The 16,288-nt window shown below is 40.3% G+C and carries 14 protein-coding genes and 2 tRNA genes; 4 read left to right on the top strand and 12 right to left on the bottom strand.

The features are described from left to right. The coding region (locus tag BWI96_RS17290) for a hypothetical protein (RefSeq protein ID WP_157830414.1) at nucleotides 1-1,140 on the bottom strand (1,140 nt) is incomplete at its 3' end. 624 nt (nucleotides 1,141-1,764) lie between these two features. On the opposite strand from BWI96_RS17290, the gene BWI96_RS17295 reads away from it, so the two are divergent. Beyond that, complete coding sequence (locus tag BWI96_RS17295) at nucleotides 1,765-1,968, top strand: hypothetical protein (RefSeq protein ID WP_157830415.1); 204 nt, start codon at nucleotides 1,765-1,767, stop codon at nucleotides 1,966-1,968. Nucleotides 1,969-2,075: 107 nt separating this feature from the next. On the opposite strand, the gene BWI96_RS17300 is transcribed toward BWI96_RS17295, so the two are convergent. The 3 genes from BWI96_RS17300 to BWI96_RS17310 form a co-directional block, all read right to left on the bottom strand. Further along, on the bottom strand, nucleotides 2,076-2,966 hold the full coding sequence (locus tag BWI96_RS17300) for a zeta toxin family protein (protein ID WP_106637793.1): 891 nt from the start codon (nucleotides 2,964-2,966) through the stop codon (nucleotides 2,076-2,078). Next, nucleotides 2,963-3,364 (bottom strand): hypothetical protein, encoded by a 402-nt coding sequence (locus BWI96_RS17305; protein WP_106637794.1) that lies wholly within the window; start codon nucleotides 3,362-3,364, stop codon nucleotides 2,963-2,965. Before BWI96_RS17305 ends, BWI96_RS17300 begins: the two co-directional genes overlap by 4 nt. Nucleotides 3,365-3,671: 307 nt before the next feature. Further along, on the bottom strand, nucleotides 3,672-3,977 hold the full coding sequence (locus BWI96_RS17310) for a hypothetical protein (RefSeq protein WP_106637795.1): 306 nt from the start codon (nucleotides 3,975-3,977) through the stop codon (nucleotides 3,672-3,674). Between the two features lie 294 nt (nucleotides 3,978-4,271). Here BWI96_RS17310 and BWI96_RS17315 point away from each other — a divergent pair, with 294 nt between their 5' ends. Then, nucleotides 4,272-5,345 carry a hypothetical protein gene (locus BWI96_RS17315; protein WP_106637796.1) on the top strand — a complete coding sequence of 358 codons (1,074 nt, stop codon included), beginning with the start codon at nucleotides 4,272-4,274 and terminating at the stop codon, nucleotides 5,343-5,345. Between the two features lie 376 nt (nucleotides 5,346-5,721). Here BWI96_RS17315 and BWI96_RS17320 read toward each other — a convergent pair whose 3' ends face one another. The 6 genes from BWI96_RS17320 to BWI96_RS17345 form a co-directional block, all read right to left on the bottom strand. After that, on the bottom strand, nucleotides 5,722-6,084 hold the full coding sequence (locus tag BWI96_RS17320) for a hypothetical protein (protein WP_106637797.1): 363 nt from the start codon (nucleotides 6,082-6,084) through the stop codon (nucleotides 5,722-5,724). A gap of 40 nt (nucleotides 6,085-6,124) precedes the next feature. Further along, on the bottom strand, nucleotides 6,125-7,249 hold the full coding sequence (locus BWI96_RS17325) for an XRE family transcriptional regulator (RefSeq protein ID WP_198555290.1): 1,125 nt from the start codon (nucleotides 7,247-7,249) through the stop codon (nucleotides 6,125-6,127). A gap of 126 nt (nucleotides 7,250-7,375) precedes the next feature. Next, nucleotides 7,376-8,122, bottom strand: coding sequence for a hypothetical protein (locus BWI96_RS17330; protein WP_106637799.1), 747 nt, complete (start codon nucleotides 8,120-8,122; stop codon nucleotides 7,376-7,378). Between the two features lie 297 nt (nucleotides 8,123-8,419). Beyond that, the gene (locus tag BWI96_RS17335; RefSeq protein WP_106637800.1) at nucleotides 8,420-9,529 is read right to left on the bottom strand and encodes a site-specific integrase; all 1,110 of its coding nucleotides are present in this window, start codon (nucleotides 9,527-9,529) and stop codon (nucleotides 8,420-8,422) included. A gap of 335 nt (nucleotides 9,530-9,864) precedes the next feature. After that, nucleotides 9,865-9,937: transfer RNA gene (locus BWI96_RS17340), tRNA-Thr, on the bottom strand. Nucleotides 9,938-10,002: 65 nt separating this feature from the next. Then, nucleotides 10,003-11,187, bottom strand: a complete 1,185-nt coding sequence (locus BWI96_RS17345; RefSeq protein WP_106637801.1) for a sorbosone dehydrogenase family protein — start codon at nucleotides 11,185-11,187, stop codon at nucleotides 10,003-10,005. Nucleotides 11,188-11,653: 466 nt separating this feature from the next. Here BWI96_RS17345 and BWI96_RS17350 point away from each other — a divergent pair, with 466 nt between their 5' ends. Next, nucleotides 11,654-13,381, top strand: a complete 1,728-nt coding sequence (locus BWI96_RS17350; RefSeq protein WP_106637802.1) for a diadenylate cyclase — start codon at nucleotides 11,654-11,656, stop codon at nucleotides 13,379-13,381. Nucleotides 13,382-13,593: 212 nt separating this feature from the next. Here BWI96_RS17350 and BWI96_RS17355 read toward each other — a convergent pair. Both BWI96_RS17355 and hflX read right to left on the bottom strand, forming a co-directional pair. After that, a tRNA-Arg gene (locus BWI96_RS17355) sits at nucleotides 13,594-13,665 on the bottom strand. Between the two features lie 60 nt (nucleotides 13,666-13,725). Further along, nucleotides 13,726-14,928, bottom strand: a complete 1,203-nt coding sequence (gene hflX, locus BWI96_RS17360; protein WP_255400707.1) for a GTPase HflX — start codon at nucleotides 14,926-14,928, stop codon at nucleotides 13,726-13,728. A gap of 373 nt (nucleotides 14,929-15,301) precedes the next feature. On the opposite strand from hflX, the gene metF reads away from it, so the two are divergent. After that, a complete protein-coding gene (gene metF / locus BWI96_RS17365) occupies nucleotides 15,302-16,255 on the top strand; it encodes a methylenetetrahydrofolate reductase [NAD(P)H] (protein WP_106637803.1) in 954 nt (317 codons plus the stop codon). The last annotated feature ends 33 nt before the right edge of the window (nucleotides 16,256-16,288 follow it).

A 16,288-nucleotide genomic window follows, 5' to 3' on the forward strand; every position in this document is an offset into this window, starting at 1 on the left:
CCAGTTGGCGGGCCGCTGGATGATAAAAGTGATCACGTCAGAAGTGGCTACGCCTTTGATTTCGTAGAGGGTGACGAGGTAGCCATGGCCGTTAGCCTGGCCCGCTTGCTTGAACTCGCTGTTATCAATCTCTGCACTTACCGTTAAATCGGGCAGAGCAGCAGCGGCTTTACCAATGGCCAGAGCCGTAATGGTAGTGCCCGCAGGAATCGTGCCTGAGAGCGTACTGTTTTCAGTATTGCCGCTTGCTCCGGTGGAACCGCTTAAGTTAATCCAGGATGAGCCATTCCAGCCCACCAGTCGTAGTGAGGCAGCCGTACCAAAACTGGTAACATCGGGGATGGAGACGGTTACATTGACAGCTCCTGATCCAGCTACGCGGATATAATCCCAGAAGCCCACAGTAGAAACACCCGTGATAGGACCAGTTAAAGAAGTCACCGAGTGGGTAGCATTATCGGAAGGATCCGTCACCGTAGCCGGACTACCGGCAAACCAAGCCGCACTGATGTGATTACTGGCATCCGTGGAAGCGGCCAGAGCCAGCGTCCGCAGGTCGGTAGCAGAACCTATAGGAAAAGTAAAAGCCGTGTTGCCGATTTTGGAAACATAGCCGTCCACGTGCTGAGCATCGGTAGTGCCGCCTGAGTAGGTAGCCCCGGCTTGGAAGCGAAGGGCTCCCGCCTGATGCAAATTGCGGAGGGTAGTCGTTAAGGCGTTTTGAAAGGTAACGGCAGTGTAAACGTTGGCCCCAGCTGTATTGGTAAAGGCAAACAGACTGGTACTGCCATTTTGAAGCAGCAGGGTAGAAAAGTTAGGAGCTACAGACCCTGACACGCCCTGCGTACCAGCGGTTCCGTTGGGACCACTAAAGGCATCGGTACTTCCTCCAGTTCCGTTGGCATTGTAGGCACTATTTACTCTGAAAGCATCAGCAGAGGTTTCGTAATGCTGGAAAACGGCTCCACCCGAAGCCGAGTAAGCGGAACCAGAGGCATTGGTAATGAGAGTATAGGCATCGCGGTTGGTGACTGTACCCATATTAGTGAAATTAGTGCCATCTATAACTAGCTGAGCCTGAGCAGACCCACCCACTAATAGGCAACCTAACAATAGCCCACTAAGGTAATGCTGTTTCATAAATAAGTTTGGTAGATAGGGGGTTATGGCTACTCCATAGTTTGAATATTCGGCAATATACGTACATAAAGACAGCAAGAGTTAGAAATATAGGCTCAAAAGTTATTTTTGATGGATAATAAGTTCAAAAGTTACACGACTCAGGTATTCTTAACTCAAAACTATCTTCTCGAATATATTCTAAAAAGTAGACTTTGGGATTGACCAAGTAGGAGGGGGTCTAGCCGTTGGTAAGTTCTCTATAGGACTTGAAGGAGCGATTTATGTTGCTCATTATCTAGTCTATAACTGGCAATATCTGATGTTTCAAATGTTGTTTTTTAGGCTTAATGTTGTAATAGTTGGAGTTAGCGAAGGTTAGATTGCCTTTCTGGAAGAAGTAGGGAGTTAAGTACCTACTACTATCTAATGAAAACGGAACCCCATAACTTTGATAGCTACATTATTCCGGGAGCTATATTACTTACTATATAAGCTATAATTCTTTTTTATATGGTATAGTGATAATTGAAGTCTGGATTATAAGTACATAGGAATTTTCAATAGAAAAATTATTTATTGCTAAATATTAACAATATTAGAGAATATACTAAATTTCTAGCTCAAACGCAAATAATTAAATTTATGGGATTCTTTGATTCTCTTTTTAAAGCCCAACCTGTTCAAATTACTATTAATGATGAGCGTGAAGCTTTTGTATCTATTCTCTATGCTTGTGCCTGTGCCGATGGGTACTTAAGCGATGATGAAATAGATGAATTGGCCTCATTTTTAAGTACTAAAGACAAGTTCTTAAGAACCTCTAATGCCATGCCCTATATCCTATGATCATGCGAAGGATATATTCGCTAAGCCAGCTGAAATTCAGGACGAAGCCTTAGCTACCAGAAAATGAATTGAGTAAAAGTTTATAATCATGCATTACTTATTTAAACTTATCTTTTTCTTTTTATAAGAGATTTTGATGGTTGGGGAGGGAATAAGTTCAATCTAATATTATTGGTGTAATATTTTAACCTTTCATTGACAACACTTATTAGGTCAAGTCTATTTTTAAAATAATTAGATATGTTACGATACTTATGGATCAAATGAACTTGTATTTTCAAATCCACTGGTCTTTGCCTATATTTTGCAAATATCTCACGTGCCTCTAATCTCTTTTTACCATCCCAATATTCTAATTCATTACTACCATCAGCCGGTGAATTATAAACAACATCACCATTTCTGAGTATAATCTTTAAACTATACCCATTAGTATTTTTTAAAAACTCTAAAGTATTACTTAAACCATTGAAAGCCTTATCATGTACGTGCTCTGGCGTATATCTTCCATATCCTTCTATCTTTTTAGAAACAATATACCTTTCATAGATCCCTAATAAGCTATAGTCGTATGGGACTGCTAGCATATTAATGGAAATGGAATACTTGTGTTTTTTGAGTAATTTTAGTAATGACTCGCAATGGTCAGGATTTGATAAAGTTTTATCTAGAATTAAGTTGTATTTTTTACTTATAGCTTCTTCCAGCATCAATTCTCCCATTTTTGATGCAAAGTCGTGAGTTAATTCTGCAGATGTAATATCATCCTTAAGATTATACTCATGAAAATTTGGATGATAAGCCCTGATATTATCTACATCAATGACAACTGAATTGGGCTCTTCTTTTAAGAGTAATTCTTTAACTTTGCTTTTGCCTGCTCCTGGTTGTCCTGCTAATATTCTGGCTACAGGATTATTTGAAGGCGTGAAACCATTGAAAAGATCATTCTTTAAAGCAAATAATTCTATAAAATATTTCTTACCGAAGTCATTCATAGGGGGTAGTCAATTTTTAAGAATAGTTCTTTTGGTTCTTCCTTTAATAAGGATTTTAAATTAGATAAAGCAAACTTTATGGTTTCACTATCGTTTAATTGTATTAATCTTTTTATCTTGGATAAGATATTGCTATTTTCTTCGAATAATTTAAGCTTTTCAGGATTGATACTGTTTAGATTTTCATTTCGAATTAAATTGAGATTTATTGACACTAGCTCATTGCATATGTCAATGGCTATTTGATTATTTAATTCTTCCTTTAAAAAAATATCTGACTCAAAAATGTCTTTTTCGAAAGATTCAGAAATGAATTCATTAACTCTCTTTTCGATGTACCCTTCGGGAAGAGATTCTGGATTTCTAAAATCTATTCGTATTTTTTTCTCTTTACTCATGATATTGTTTGTTTAAAAAGGACCATATTTGATTTTTTTTATTAATGAAAAATTTCCCATAATTCAAATTAATAAGTTTAAGACCCAATGAACTATGATACTATAAATATATAGTGTTTAGCTTAAATATAAAGATTAAATTTTACTATGGTTAATGAGAATGCTAATGAATAATCTTCTCTTGATGGAGTGTCATTAATAGTAATAGCTTTAATCAAATTAAGCTGGCTGGCAAAGAAAATTCTTTGTAAAAGGAATAAAGTCCCAGTTTGAAAACGGGACTTTGGAATTACTAATTGTAAAGTTCTTAAAAATTAATCTTGATGTTGGCTAAGGTATGGCTGTCACCTAGAATGGTAACTGTGGTGTCAGTATCCTTGACATCAATATCTTCAATGTAAGAAACAGGACTTTTATATTCTCCCTGCACGTCAGCTCTATCAGGCTCTAGGGTCAGTAGCAAGTCGGTGGGATTTATCCCTTGCGGATCATTTTTTCCCAAATGAAAATTAATCTTTTCTCCGTTCGTAGGTATTTCTCCGGTTACCTTTAATTCAAATGTATTCCCTTTCTCAGAAACTGAGGCAGACCACGATCCAATAGTCGATTCCATTTTAGGTAAATTAAAAGGTTTGATTATAAAGGCGTAAGTGTCTAAAGATAGCTAGTAATTGTATATAATTTCAAATTATTTACTTAAATTTTGTTTATAATGAGTATTTGGTAAAAGATAAGTAATACAACTTCTAAAGGCCATATATACGTACTAAGCAAGACAAACCTTCCGTCCTTTTTTTATGCATTCAGGGGCCTGCTCTGTACGGCCCTGTTAGCACTCAATCAGGAAGATGATAATTTCATCAGCTATGTGAAAGACAATCAACTAGTTATCCAGGCATCACCAAGTATGAAATTAGGCAAATTAACGGTTCAATATGCCGGGAATCAACCTAAAGCCAATCAGGATTTTGCTTTCACGGAAATCTTTTACCGCGACTGGTCTGGCTATCAGCTGGACACCCTGGGAAATACTAACCTGCTGTTAACTGACGATCGCTTTAAATTCGTGACCATCAAAAACGAAGAATGGTATAGCTCGGATCAGTCCAAAGGCTTCGTGGGTTATGTAAATTATTACGCTTCGCTTTCTTATCGATTTAATGATCCGATGTATCCCACGCGGTATTCGTTAAGTCCTAACTTGAAGTTGAAGTGGGTACTTGAGACGATCTTTAGCCAGCTAGGGTACCGACTGGAGAGAGCCTTCTTCAACGAGTATTCCAATTTACACCTATACACTAATAAAAGCCTGGACGAGCAGGTACCGGACCTGGTATACCCTTTCAATCAGTTCAAGGATACCATCCAGTTTGGTGAACACCTGCCTGATCTGACCTTACGTGAATTCCTGGAAGGGTTAGGGGTGATGTTGTTTCATCGATGGGAGCTGGATCCCGTTTTGAAAGTCATTCGATTCATTCCCTTAGATAGTCTGGCTACTTCAAACCCGCAAAAGGACTTTTCAAACCAGGTAGTAAAAGAATACTTAATCCAGGCAAATGAATCTACCGAGCATCAATTCCGCTTCAGTATTGACGGATCAGATGCCCTGGCTAAGGATTCGATAGGCAAGGATGCGACTGATCAGGAAAAAAACAGTTCGGAAATCTTCAAGCCATATCCGGAAACGGAAAGTACGGAAACTGAAAAGACGGAACGTCACGAATCCGTTTTTTCACCCCTGTATCAGGAGCAGGCGTACCTGTCCAGCGTACCGGCTACGGTGTATGGAATGCTCATGGCCAAGCAACGCGGAATTTCTCCTTTGTATGATCAGGAAGATACATCGCCCGCTTTGCCCCGGTTGTTTTTCTATGCGGGTTTAGCTCTGGTAGCTGATGTAAAGAATTCAATTGAAACCTCTAGCATCGATGCGAGCCGGATGCCGCCGGCCGATTGTAGCAGGGAGACTTACGGCTAACCTGGGAATTCATTATCCAAAAGTATGGTAAAAACTGGCTTGCACTTTTAAACGGAAGTTTCGACCTAAAGCGGGGGATGGATCTATCCCCGGTGGATCTGGCCAGCTTAGGCTTTACTAGAAAGCAGCACCTGGAGGGACTCAATTATTTGCCCTATGAAATCGATGTCGAGCTAGATAAGCACGGCGTGAAAGGGACAGCGATCGTAACCTGGAAGAAGGGTTGATTATCAGAAGATAATTCGGAGCCCAAACTTTAAGTGATGCCTATCTAGTCCGAGATCCGGCAGTTATCAGACTACTATAACTGGAATTCTTAACCAAGTAATCAAATATTATTTTGAAGAGACGGTAAAAGCCGTCTCTTCTTTTTTAATTATGATATGCTTTTATCTACTAAGAATGTGGCTAGTATTTTAAGCTTTAGAATGTAGTCATTCCAATATTTAAGATCATTGGAAGGATTTAATCCATCGTTGTAAAACCAGACTTGAATGATGTCTCCTTTATCATTTCGATGGATCCCAGCTGGGTCTTCCCATGCTAAAGCTTTAAGTTTTCTCTCAGTTATTCCTTTATACTTTGTATATATGGGTAATTCCATTTTTTGAAAAGTCCCTTTGTAGGATTCGTCATTAAATGCTAAAGGCATATATTCTCTATTAAATGCATACCATTCACTGGATTCTGTTCTTTTAATCCCGTAAGGTAAATTTATTCTGAAAAAATCTCCTAACATAGTTATGAAGTTATATTAACCTATTTTAAAATAGTAACACTTAATTTGATTTACCTAGCCCAGAAGAAGAATTAGAAGGCTTGCCTGTTGATTTTCTTATTGATGAATCTGGATTGTTATTCTTATTTCTAATAACTGTAAATTTAGGTTTGTATTCATTTAAATATTGTTGTTTAAATTCGTCTATATTTAAATATATAAGTTTAGCTATTTCTTCTTGAGTATAATCTAATTCTGATTGATATAAATTTATTATCTCTCTTATTAAACTAGGTTCTTCTGGAGGTATATCTAAATTAGGAGGTTCTGTTTTATTGTAATGATTGGCAGACATTTGCCTCCAAAGGTACTTTGCTTGATTTACAGTTATAAGATCTCTACTTTCTGCTTTATAAATCATTGCTCTCATAGACACCCGCCAGTAAAGCTTAAGATTTGCTAAAGTAGGTAGATCAAGTTTATTATAATTCTTAACAAACTCAGCCTCAGGTACTAAAAATTCGGAAGCAAATCTAAAAGCATCACCCTCATAATCAATAGCTTCGATAAGTACTTGGCCAAAATGCATAATTAAATGACCAAGTTCATGAGCAATAGTTAATCTTTGTCTATCTCCTTTAAGATTAGAATTATAACATATTATTGGAATTCTATCTTTGGTATACATACTTACTCCATCAACTTGATCTGTTCCAAAATCAAAAGAAGAGACGATTATACCATGATCCTCTATAAGATTAATAAGTTTTTTAATAGGACCTTTGGGGATACGCCAATATTCTCTTAAAAATTGGGCAGCAAGTTCCGGATCTCCTTGTTTAGATACATCCCACTGAAAAAGGTTAGGCTCAGGGCTTGCAACTTCATCTAATAATCTCTCAATGTGAATTCTTACAATGTTCATACGAGCTTCAATCATCTGTACAATTTTTACTGGAAGTGATTGGCTTCGTCTAAAGTAAATGATACTATAGGGATATAATGCATTTTTCTGGGCAAAAAAGTTGATTGGATAACCAAGGGCATCAGCAATTTTTGAAGCGTAATCTTCCTCAAAAGAAATCATTCGATTTTCAATCTTGGATAAAGTACCTTGTTGAACATTCAGCTTTTGACTGAGTTCTTGCTGGGTTATCCCTCTTGCTTCACGAGCTAGTTTAATCATTTCAGGATTAAACAGCTCGTGAGAAGTGGAAAATAAATTGTCGAAACTAAGCATTGCGGGGTTCCTATTATTAAATGGAAAGACTACAGGCGGATAAGTCTTATTCCGTTTTTACTAACAGCAACGTTATTCTGATCCTGATTTCAATCCAGGTGACGTGTTGTCAGAGTTATCTTTATTATCTTTTTTATTCTTACGAACTTTAGCTCTAGTTGGTTTAACTTCCGGTTTTAAATCTTGCTCTTGTACCGTGTTAAACAGAGACATCTGTTTAGAGTAATTTCCATACATGTCTGAAATCCAACTTGGGGTACCGTTGAAGTCCCTTTCAACTAGATATACATTTTTGATTTCAGTTTTACTTCCATCAAGTACGTAGCCAGCATATAAATACCTAATTGGCTTTACCCCAGGTATTGGCAATTGTCCTCTGAGATATCTCTTAGACTGTGTTGTAGGCGTATGTAAAGTTTTTCCGCTTTTATCCATAAGATTGAAGCGTATAACTACTTCTTCATCAATGACCACACAAAAAATTCCCTTCAACTGAACGAATCGGAGATGAGAATGCTCTTGACTAAAAATATCAAAAGAATATCTTAGCATATCCGACATTAAGCTACCGATAGAACGATTTCTAATTTTTACACCTGGATACTTTTCGGCAATAACCTTATTAGCATCATTCCAAACGTCCCAAGCTTCAGATATAACTGTAACTATATCTTGATAATGAGGAGTAACTAATGGAGCAAGAGTTTCTGGAATATCGTAAACTAACCCTGGAATTTTTACATCTTCCTTTTCCTGAGATTCTTTTTGTACTCGAGGTAGTGGTCTCCTGCCACCTTGATTACTTTCCGCCGTGGTCATGCCGTTTTGTTATAATGAAACATGTACTAGTCCAAGTGACTAGTGGTTCAAAGGTATTTCATTTTTACATAAATAAACAAAAAATATTCCTCTTTTTTTGTTAAAAATATTCCAAATATTATTATTTATCTGATAATCAGTGTTTTATGAATTTTATATTAACAACTATATTCTTTAATTGTAATTTATACTTATTAAGAATAAGTTTTGATACTTATAAAACGTTAAAATTAAGATGTAATATACTTAAATACTAAATAAACAGGGTCAACCTTATAGAAGGTTGACCCTGTTTATTTATCTCAAATGAGCGGTTTCCTTCAACACCCGTTTCTCAAGCACTTTCACGTAGTGCCGTTGAGTAGTGGTTATACTGCTGTGACCTAAGATTCTGGAAACCGTTTCCAGGGATACGCCATTATTCAAGAGAAACATCCCTGCCGTTTTGCGTCCTACGTGAGTAGTTATACTAAAATCGACTTTTAGGATTGGTTCCAGTACGTGAAGGTGCCTATTCATCGTATGGATATCGAAGATGGGTAGTCCGTCAGGATATTTGTTCAATAGTGCTCTGGTTTGGGGAAGTATGGGAATTAGACAAACGTCAGGATTCTTCTTCTTTCGTTTTTTGCGGACAATTCGAATGATAGGCTCGTCACAATAGGTTTGAATGTGATGATCTGGATTGAATGAAAAGAGTTCTGCATAGGCCATCCCTGTATAGCATTGAAATAGGAAACAGTCGACAACCGCTTCTAGTGTTCCCGTGAATTCTTTCTTCGACAACAGGGCTAGGTGAGTTTCATCGGCGAAATCCAGTACCCTACTCAAATTCTGCATATTTTTGGCTGCATGATCTAATCCATGCTCTTTCACTACTTTTAAGTACGAGTAGAAGTTATCAGCCTTTATAACCGTTATTTCATTTAAAGCTACGTCTGAGCGTCTGAACTCCTGTTTTATGAAGTCCATTAAATGATCCTTACACGTATACCACTTGCTGATTGTCGCGTTTTCTAAACCGTCTTCGGATCCCTGATTCTCTTCCAGCTTATCCAGAAACTTTTGATAGGTAACTAACAGGGTGGGGGAATACTCATTACCCTTTAAGTAATGGGCTCTAACGATGGGGGCAGTGCAGGGATGGCCTAACAGCCGGAGGGTATTGAATATCTCTTTGATATCAGTTCTTACATTATCCAAAGTAGAGTTATCTTCCTGCACCTGTCTGGACGATCCCTTGATCCTCTGTGATTTAGAATCCCATTTTTCTGGTAAGACAGACACACCGGTAGTGAAATCAGGAGCTGTGATGCCATCAATTCGTATCCGTGCGTAGATTTTGACAGGACGCTCACGATTAGTTTTCTTGGAAAGACGGAGCTTGAAGTTTATGCAAAGTAGCATTCTTTTTTAGGCATAATCATCTAGTTAGGTTGAATAAATGAGTATTAAATACTAAATTATAGTCATTCGTTCACGCTAATAGAGAATTTTTAGAGTAAGACTTTTAGTGTACCCTTTTAGGTAGAGGTGTACCTTCGGGAGTATCGCTAACCCATCCAAGTGTACCTCCAAATAGAAAATGTACCCTCAGGTGTGCCTACAAATAAGATGCTGATTAAATGGCAGTTAATTAAGATATAGGTCCTGAACAAAAGGCCTAAAAACAAAAAAACCGCTGAAACTAATCAGCGGTAAGCAGGATATTTTTCCTTGTGAGCCTCCTACAAGACTCGATGAGCCTCCTACAAGACTTGAACTTGCGACCTACGCATTACGAATGCGTCGCTCTACCAACTGAGCTAAGGAGGCTTTTGGTCGCACAAAGATAGAGCCTGAATAGGTTGCTTGTCAAGCTCTAGGGTAATATTTCTAGGCTAGGGTGTTAATTTGTAGAGAAAGCCTTTATTATTTTCCGTGTTTACGCCGAGAATGTACAGTTCCTTGTCTTCATCTTCTCCAAAACTATAGACCTGCCAGTTAGCCGGGCGATTTCGTAATTGCAATGATCCGCGGGGCCAGGTTTTCCCTTGAGATTCAGATAAGTACCAGGTGGGGCCTGACCAGTCGGCAAAGATGTATTTACCCTTCAAGGCTCCAATTTTATTGCCCCGATACACAAAACCGCCCGTGATGCTAATGCCCTCGCTGTGGGAGTACTCTGTAATGGGGTCGATGTAGTTTTTAGGGTCTGGATCTTTTTCGTTGTAGGTGTGATAGCCTTCCCGCACCCGCCAGCCATAATTGCCGCCCTTGGTAATAATATCCACTTCTTCGTACTGATTCTGTCCGACGTCCCCCGCAAAGAGTTTGCCCGTGCCCTGGTCGAAACTGATTCGCCAGGGGTTACGTAAGCCATACGCGAAAATCTCTGGTCGAACATCCGGTTTATTTTTGAAAGGATTATCCTGCGGAATGCCGTAAGGCGATTGGTTGACGTCAATTCGCAGAATTTTTCCTAATAGGGTATTCATATTCTGACCGTTACCATGTTCGCCATGCTTGTCTCCGGCTCCTCCGCCGTCGCCTACGGCAATGTATAGCATCCCATCAGGACCGAATTTGAGATCGCCACCATTATGATTGGACTCGGGTTCGTCAAATTCCAACACCACTTTTCCACTTTTAGGGTCAGCGGTTTTCTGATTGCTGGTGAATTCCTCAATGACGCTCTTATGATTACCCCGACCGCTGGTTTTGGCACTGTAATAGACGTAGAACTTCCCATTTTTTGAAAACTGGGGATGGAAGGCCAGTCCCAGTAAACCGCGTTCATCGTAACCATCACGTTTGATGACCATCGAACTAATGTCGAGAAAAGGCGTGGGGTTGAGTTTATTTTTTTCGATGACCCGAATGCGACCGACTTGTTCGGTCACGAATAAACGTCCAGATCCATCACCCGGCACAGCAAAGGCAGTAGGGTAGAGGAGTTGATCAGAAATTAACTGAATATGAACCGGAAGAGGCTTCTCCGTGAGGGCTCCGTCGGTAGACTGGCAGGCGACGTACCCACAACTCAGACTCAGACAAAGTCCCAGGGTAACAAAAGATCGAAGCATAGGAATAGAATTGGTTAATACCGTTTCGGTTCTGAAATAACTTAAAATTGAATACCAGAGGCCATGACTAATAGTAATGTTACGAAAAATGACGTTACGTCGTTAGCCTGGAAGAGCTTTTTTAGGAATATCCAGAATCAAGTAATACCTTAAAATACTCATAAGCATGGAAGATCAGAAACCAACGCAGACCGATCAGGAAGCCCTGATGCAACGGGCCCAGGAACAGCCCAGGAACTGGAAGAAATTCAGAGTCAGGGGCAACCTCTGACGGAATCGTTGATTGAAGAATTCATTCGAAGAAGAAGCCAGTAGTAGCGAATGAAAGAGTCATCCGTTTTCGATTCATTCTAACGTCGTATCATCCGAAAAGTAACTCAGACAATCTGGAGTCAAAAACGGTCTGTATTAGCCGTATTAAAGTTGAATAGAGTCCTAGTATTTCATTGAAACAGAACCCTCGTTTATGATACCTGCCCCTGAACAAACTTTCCAGGTTTTATTTGAATTGTATGCAAAAAGGTTATTTGCACTGCTGGATGTACAATTCGAGCCATTGGTATCGATCATTTGTATTCCTGAGGAAGAGGGAAAGGCCGTATCCATCATTACCTCAGGAGAAAAAGTAAATCCTGAAGCTTTTGACGAGGTAAAATTATTAGCTTCTGCCTTAGAAAAAGTAGACATTGAAAGCAGACTTAATTATTCAAATAAGTCCTACGCGAAAACCCATAAAGACTACATAAAAAGTAAATCGTTGGGCGAGGCGGTCCATAAAATATTAAATAGAGAGCTATACGACAGTAATATTGAAAGATTTATCTCGGGGGCTTCTTTGCTGAAAGGCTACCAGTTATTTGTGGTGCTGGAGCTGAATAAAAACACATTAGATAAGTTTTATTCCTTAAAAAAGGATACATATCTCGACTATGTAGTAAAATCTAAATCCTTTATCCATAGCGTGATCACGCTTTTTTTGAAAGAGTGTATTCATACCATTAACAGTTCTAAAGTAAATACGCCTCATTCAATCATCAGAGCCGAAAAAGAATTAATGATCAACGCGGCAAAAGATTTCATGCATTCGGTAGCCATGTCCGTCGAAATGCACGAAGCTCTGGTAGATCTTTATGAGGTTTGTAATTCCATTTCCTCGCTTAAATACGAAGGAAGTGAAAGCATCGGGAAGATGGTTATCGCCAAGCAGCATCACATGAATGTTAGTCTGGTGCTTGAACTGGAAGAGCCCATCAGTATATACGATTATAGAAAAGTAAGGAAGTTTCTGGAAGTATGTAATGACGAGACACTAATTGTCTCTGACTCCTACCGAATATACGGATTAGGAAAGATAACGGGAACCTACAACGCCAATCAGGAATCGCTGTTTGTAATCAACTTTAAAAGTCATTACGTCTGGGAAGTGCTTCACGACGACAAGGTCATGATGATTGTCGATTACCAGATTCCCGCCTTGCCTAAAGAGAGAATAGACCGGGAAGATTTCCATGTTCGCATCAGTCGTATTTTTAAAGACATTTCCGAAGGCGATTTGAATTCGCTTTGGGAGATATGTACCGTGGCATCCGAACAGAAGCACGGCACCATGCTGGTAATTTCAGACCAGGCCGAAAGCGAAGCGAAAAGGCTGAGCAATCAATGTTTCTGTATCAAGCCCAGGAAACTGGAAGCGTCTTTAATGAAACAAATTACCTCCATTGACGGATCGGTTTTATTAGACAAAGATTCCGTCTGTTACGCCATTGGGGTGATACTAGATGGCATGGCTACCAAAAATGGCGACTCGTCCAGAGGGGCCCGATTCAATTCCGCCATCCGCTATTATGACTACGTGGCTAAAGAAATTCCCACGGTTATTGTGATTGTTTCAGAAGATGGCATGATTGATCTGATTCCGAATCTAATGCCTAAAATCCACCACAAGGATATAGAAGAAGCCATTAAAAAACTGCGAGAAATGGAGTCAATTCACGGAAACAGAAGGCATAGCTACAATAAACTGATGAATTATTTCCGAGAACATTCTTTCTACTTAACGGAAGAAGAATGTAACATCATCAATACCCTCAGCGAAAAACTGGGAAATGAATTGACGGAAGAAGGACTAGCGAACATTGACTACGGTAAATTCCAGCCTAATAGTGATATGAATGATTCTTATTATTTAGATTAGTTGATAGTGTTTTGTTGAATGTTTATACTTATTATTCGGTAGTAATTGTCTATATTAATGGCTAAAATAAGCGGTTTTAATCGGTTTATTTCTGATTGATAACTGCTTATATTATGGCTTTTAGCAGTTACCCTATAGCAGAAAGCAATACGACCTATATTGCGACCTAAAACAAATAAAGCCCTGAATTTCAGGGCTTTATTTGTGAAAAGTGGCTCCGGCGGGAATCGAACCCGCATCTAGCGTTTAGGAAACGCCTATTCTATCCGTTGAACTACAGTGCCAGAAGCGTTGGTTTTTGCAAAATTCTAAGGAATCTTCACAAAAACCAACTCTGTTTTCATTTAATATGCATTCGGCAGGTCGAGCCAGTTCGGGAAAATCTGGAAGTGCTTGTCTTTGACCAGATTTAACAGCGACTGACGCAGTTCGTCGATGTTTTCTTTTTTCTCCGCCGAAATGAAAATCGCTTTGGGCTTCTCGGTGTCGAGGTAGCTGTTTTTCAGAAACTCGATGGGCGAGAAATTCCCTTCCTGAGCCTCAAATTCCAGTTCCGGGCTGGGCTTATAAAGATCAATCTTGTTAAAGACCAGGATGACGGGCTTGTCCGCCGCTCCAATTTCCGACAGAATCTGATTGACCACTTCAATGTGCTCTTCGTAACTAGGGTGCGAAACATCCACTACGTGCAGCAGAATGTCCGCTTCCCTTACCTCATCCAGCGTTGATTTGAAGGATTCGATCAGCATGGTAGGCAGCTTACGAATGAACCCAACCGTGTCCGTCAGCAGGAAAGGAATGTTTTCGATGGTTACTTTTCGCACGGTCGAATCTACCGTGGCAAAGAGTTTATTTTCGGCGAATACCTCCGCTTTGGCCAAACGCCGCATTAAGGTAGACTTCCCAACGTTGGTGTAGCCCACCAGAGCCACCCGAACCATCTGTTCGCGGTTTTTCCGCTGGTTTACGGCCTGACGGTCAATCTTAGCCAGTTTGTCCTTTAAAAAGGAAATGCGGTCGTTGGCAATCCGTTTATCCGTTTCCAGCTCTTTCTCCCCGGGTCCACGCATCCCTACACCGCCGCGTTGCCGCGATAAGTGCGTCCACATCCGGGTCAGGCGGGGTAATACGTATTGTTGCTGGGCCAGCTCCACCTGCGTACGAGACTGAACGCTCTGGGCACGCATGGCGAATATGTTGAGAATAAGCAGACTTCGGTCGATGATCTTCACCTCCTTATTGCGAGCCTGAAACGCCGTTTCCATGTTGCGGATTTGTCGGCCGCTCAGGTCGTCATCACAGATGATGAGATCCACCGCGTTGTCGATGACATAAGCCACGACGTCTTCGAAACGTCCTTTGCCCAGAAACGTATTCAGATCGGGGCGTTCGAGGCGTTGTACGAAGGTTTTAACAGTTTTTACGCCCGCCGTTTCAGCCAGAAACTCCAGCTCGGCCAGATATTCCGTGGTCTGTTCTTCGGATTGCTTAGGCGTAATCATGGCGATCAAAACCGCCGTTTCTATATCTTTTTCGGTGCTAAACAAAACTATATAAGGTCTTTTAAGGTAGCAAGACAGGGTAATCAGGTTGCAAAATCAGGTGTTTACCGCAGAACGGCCGCCTGGTCCCGTCACCACTACTTGTGAATAATAGAAGAAAATGATTCAGGAATGAATCATGACCGTACTTAGAAGAAAAAATTAATCCACATGATGGTAGAATCGTCGAATAATAGGGTTGATAAGGCAACAGCAGAACCTTGATATTCGGTTCAAAATCAGTGCAAAAATAATTAAAATTCCAGAAAAAACTGAACTGTTCGCGGAAATTGACGCTTAGAAAAGTAAAACTATGAAGCCCAATCAGCACAAAGCCTGAAGTTTTTCCGTACTTTGCCAGACTTATCCTAGTTTCCCCATGAAAGTTACCGAACACATAGAGCAGGCGAACGGAAAGTCGCTTTTTTCTATCGAAATCATCCCTCCGATTAAAGGACAGAGTGTCACTGAATTATTCGATTCCATTGAGCCTCTGATGGAGTTTAAACCTCCCTTCGTAGACGTTACTTATCACCGCGAAGAACTCATTGAAAAAAAGCATCCGAGTGGCCTGATTCAGAAGGTTCCCGTGCGTCGTCGCCCCGGAACGGTTGGGATTTGTGCGAAATTAATGGAACGTTTCAAGGTCGATCCCGTGCCGCACGTGATATGCGGTGGCTTTACGAAGGACGAAACCGAAGATTTTCTTTACGATTTACATTACCTCGGCATTGATAATACGCTGGTTCTGCGAGGCGACCCTGAGAAATCTGCGGGTGTGTTCAAACCCAAAGAAGGCGGACACGCGTACGCTACGGATCTGATTTCGCAGGTTGTAGATATGAATAGTGGTCGGCTGCTGCATGAAGAAACGGAGGCTCAGCCTACGAATTTCTGCATTGGGGTGGCGGGTTACCCAGAGAAGCACTTTGAAGCTCCCAATCACGCCAATGATTTGCGTTACCTCAAAAAGAAGGTAGAGTTGGGAGCCGACTATATCGTGACTCAAATGTTTTTCGATAATCAGAAATACTTTGATTTCGTAAAACGCTGCCGGGCCGAAGGCATTAACGTCCCCATCATTCCGGGACTGAAACCCATTTCCACGAAGAAACAACTGACGGTATTACCCCGCATTTTCCACCTCGATTTTCCCGAGGAATTGGTGAAGGCCGTGGAAGACTGTAAGAATGATCAGCAGGTACGGGAAGTGGGTGTGGAGTTCGGTATCAAGCAGTGCAAGGAGTTGCTAGACTTCGGTGTGCCGGTATTGCACTTCTACACCATGGGTAAATCCGATTCCGTAAAGCGAATCGCGGAAGCCGTATTTTAAGTTAATGTTTAGCGTTTTGGGTTTTGAGTTATT

The organism is Siphonobacter sp. SORGH_AS_0500, assembly GCF_002838835.1.
Lineage (GTDB): Bacteria > Bacteroidota > Bacteroidia > Cytophagales > Spirosomataceae > Siphonobacter.

What these genes read in the sequence shown, in the direction of transcription:
- BWI96_RS17350 (WP_106637802.1), top strand. Translation starts at nt 11,654, where the DNA reads ATGATACCTGCCCCTGAACAAACTTTCCAGGTTTTATTTGAATTGTAT.
- BWI96_RS17305 (WP_106637794.1), bottom strand. Translation starts at nt 3,364, where the DNA reads ATGAGTAAAGAGAAAAAAATACGAATAGATTTTAGAAATCCAGAATCT.
- BWI96_RS17335 (WP_106637800.1), bottom strand. Translation starts at nt 9,529, where the DNA reads ATGCTACTTTGCATAAACTTCAAGCTCCGTCTTTCCAAGAAAACTAAT.
- BWI96_RS17295 (WP_157830415.1), top strand. Translation starts at nt 1,765, where the DNA reads ATGGGATTCTTTGATTCTCTTTTTAAAGCCCAACCTGTTCAAATTACT.
- BWI96_RS17300 (WP_106637793.1), bottom strand. Translation starts at nt 2,966, where the DNA reads ATGAATGACTTCGGTAAGAAATATTTTATAGAATTATTTGCTTTAAAG.
- BWI96_RS17315 (WP_106637796.1), top strand. Translation starts at nt 4,272, where the DNA reads ATGAAATTAGGCAAATTAACGGTTCAATATGCCGGGAATCAACCTAAA.
- BWI96_RS17325 (WP_198555290.1), bottom strand. Translation starts at nt 7,249, where the DNA reads ATGATTAAACTAGCTCGTGAAGCAAGAGGGATAACCCAGCAAGAACTC.
- BWI96_RS17320 (WP_106637797.1), bottom strand. Translation starts at nt 6,084, where the DNA reads ATGTTAGGAGATTTTTTCAGAATAAATTTACCTTACGGGATTAAAAGA.
- metF (WP_106637803.1), top strand. Translation starts at nt 15,302, where the DNA reads ATGAAAGTTACCGAACACATAGAGCAGGCGAACGGAAAGTCGCTTTTT.
- BWI96_RS17330 (WP_106637799.1), bottom strand. Translation starts at nt 8,122, where the DNA reads ATGACCACGGCGGAAAGTAATCAAGGTGGCAGGAGACCACTACCTCGA.
- BWI96_RS17310 (WP_106637795.1), bottom strand. Translation starts at nt 3,977, where the DNA reads ATGGAATCGACTATTGGATCGTGGTCTGCCTCAGTTTCTGAGAAAGGG.
- BWI96_RS17345 (WP_106637801.1), bottom strand. Translation starts at nt 11,187, where the DNA reads ATGCTTCGATCTTTTGTTACCCTGGGACTTTGTCTGAGTCTGAGTTGT.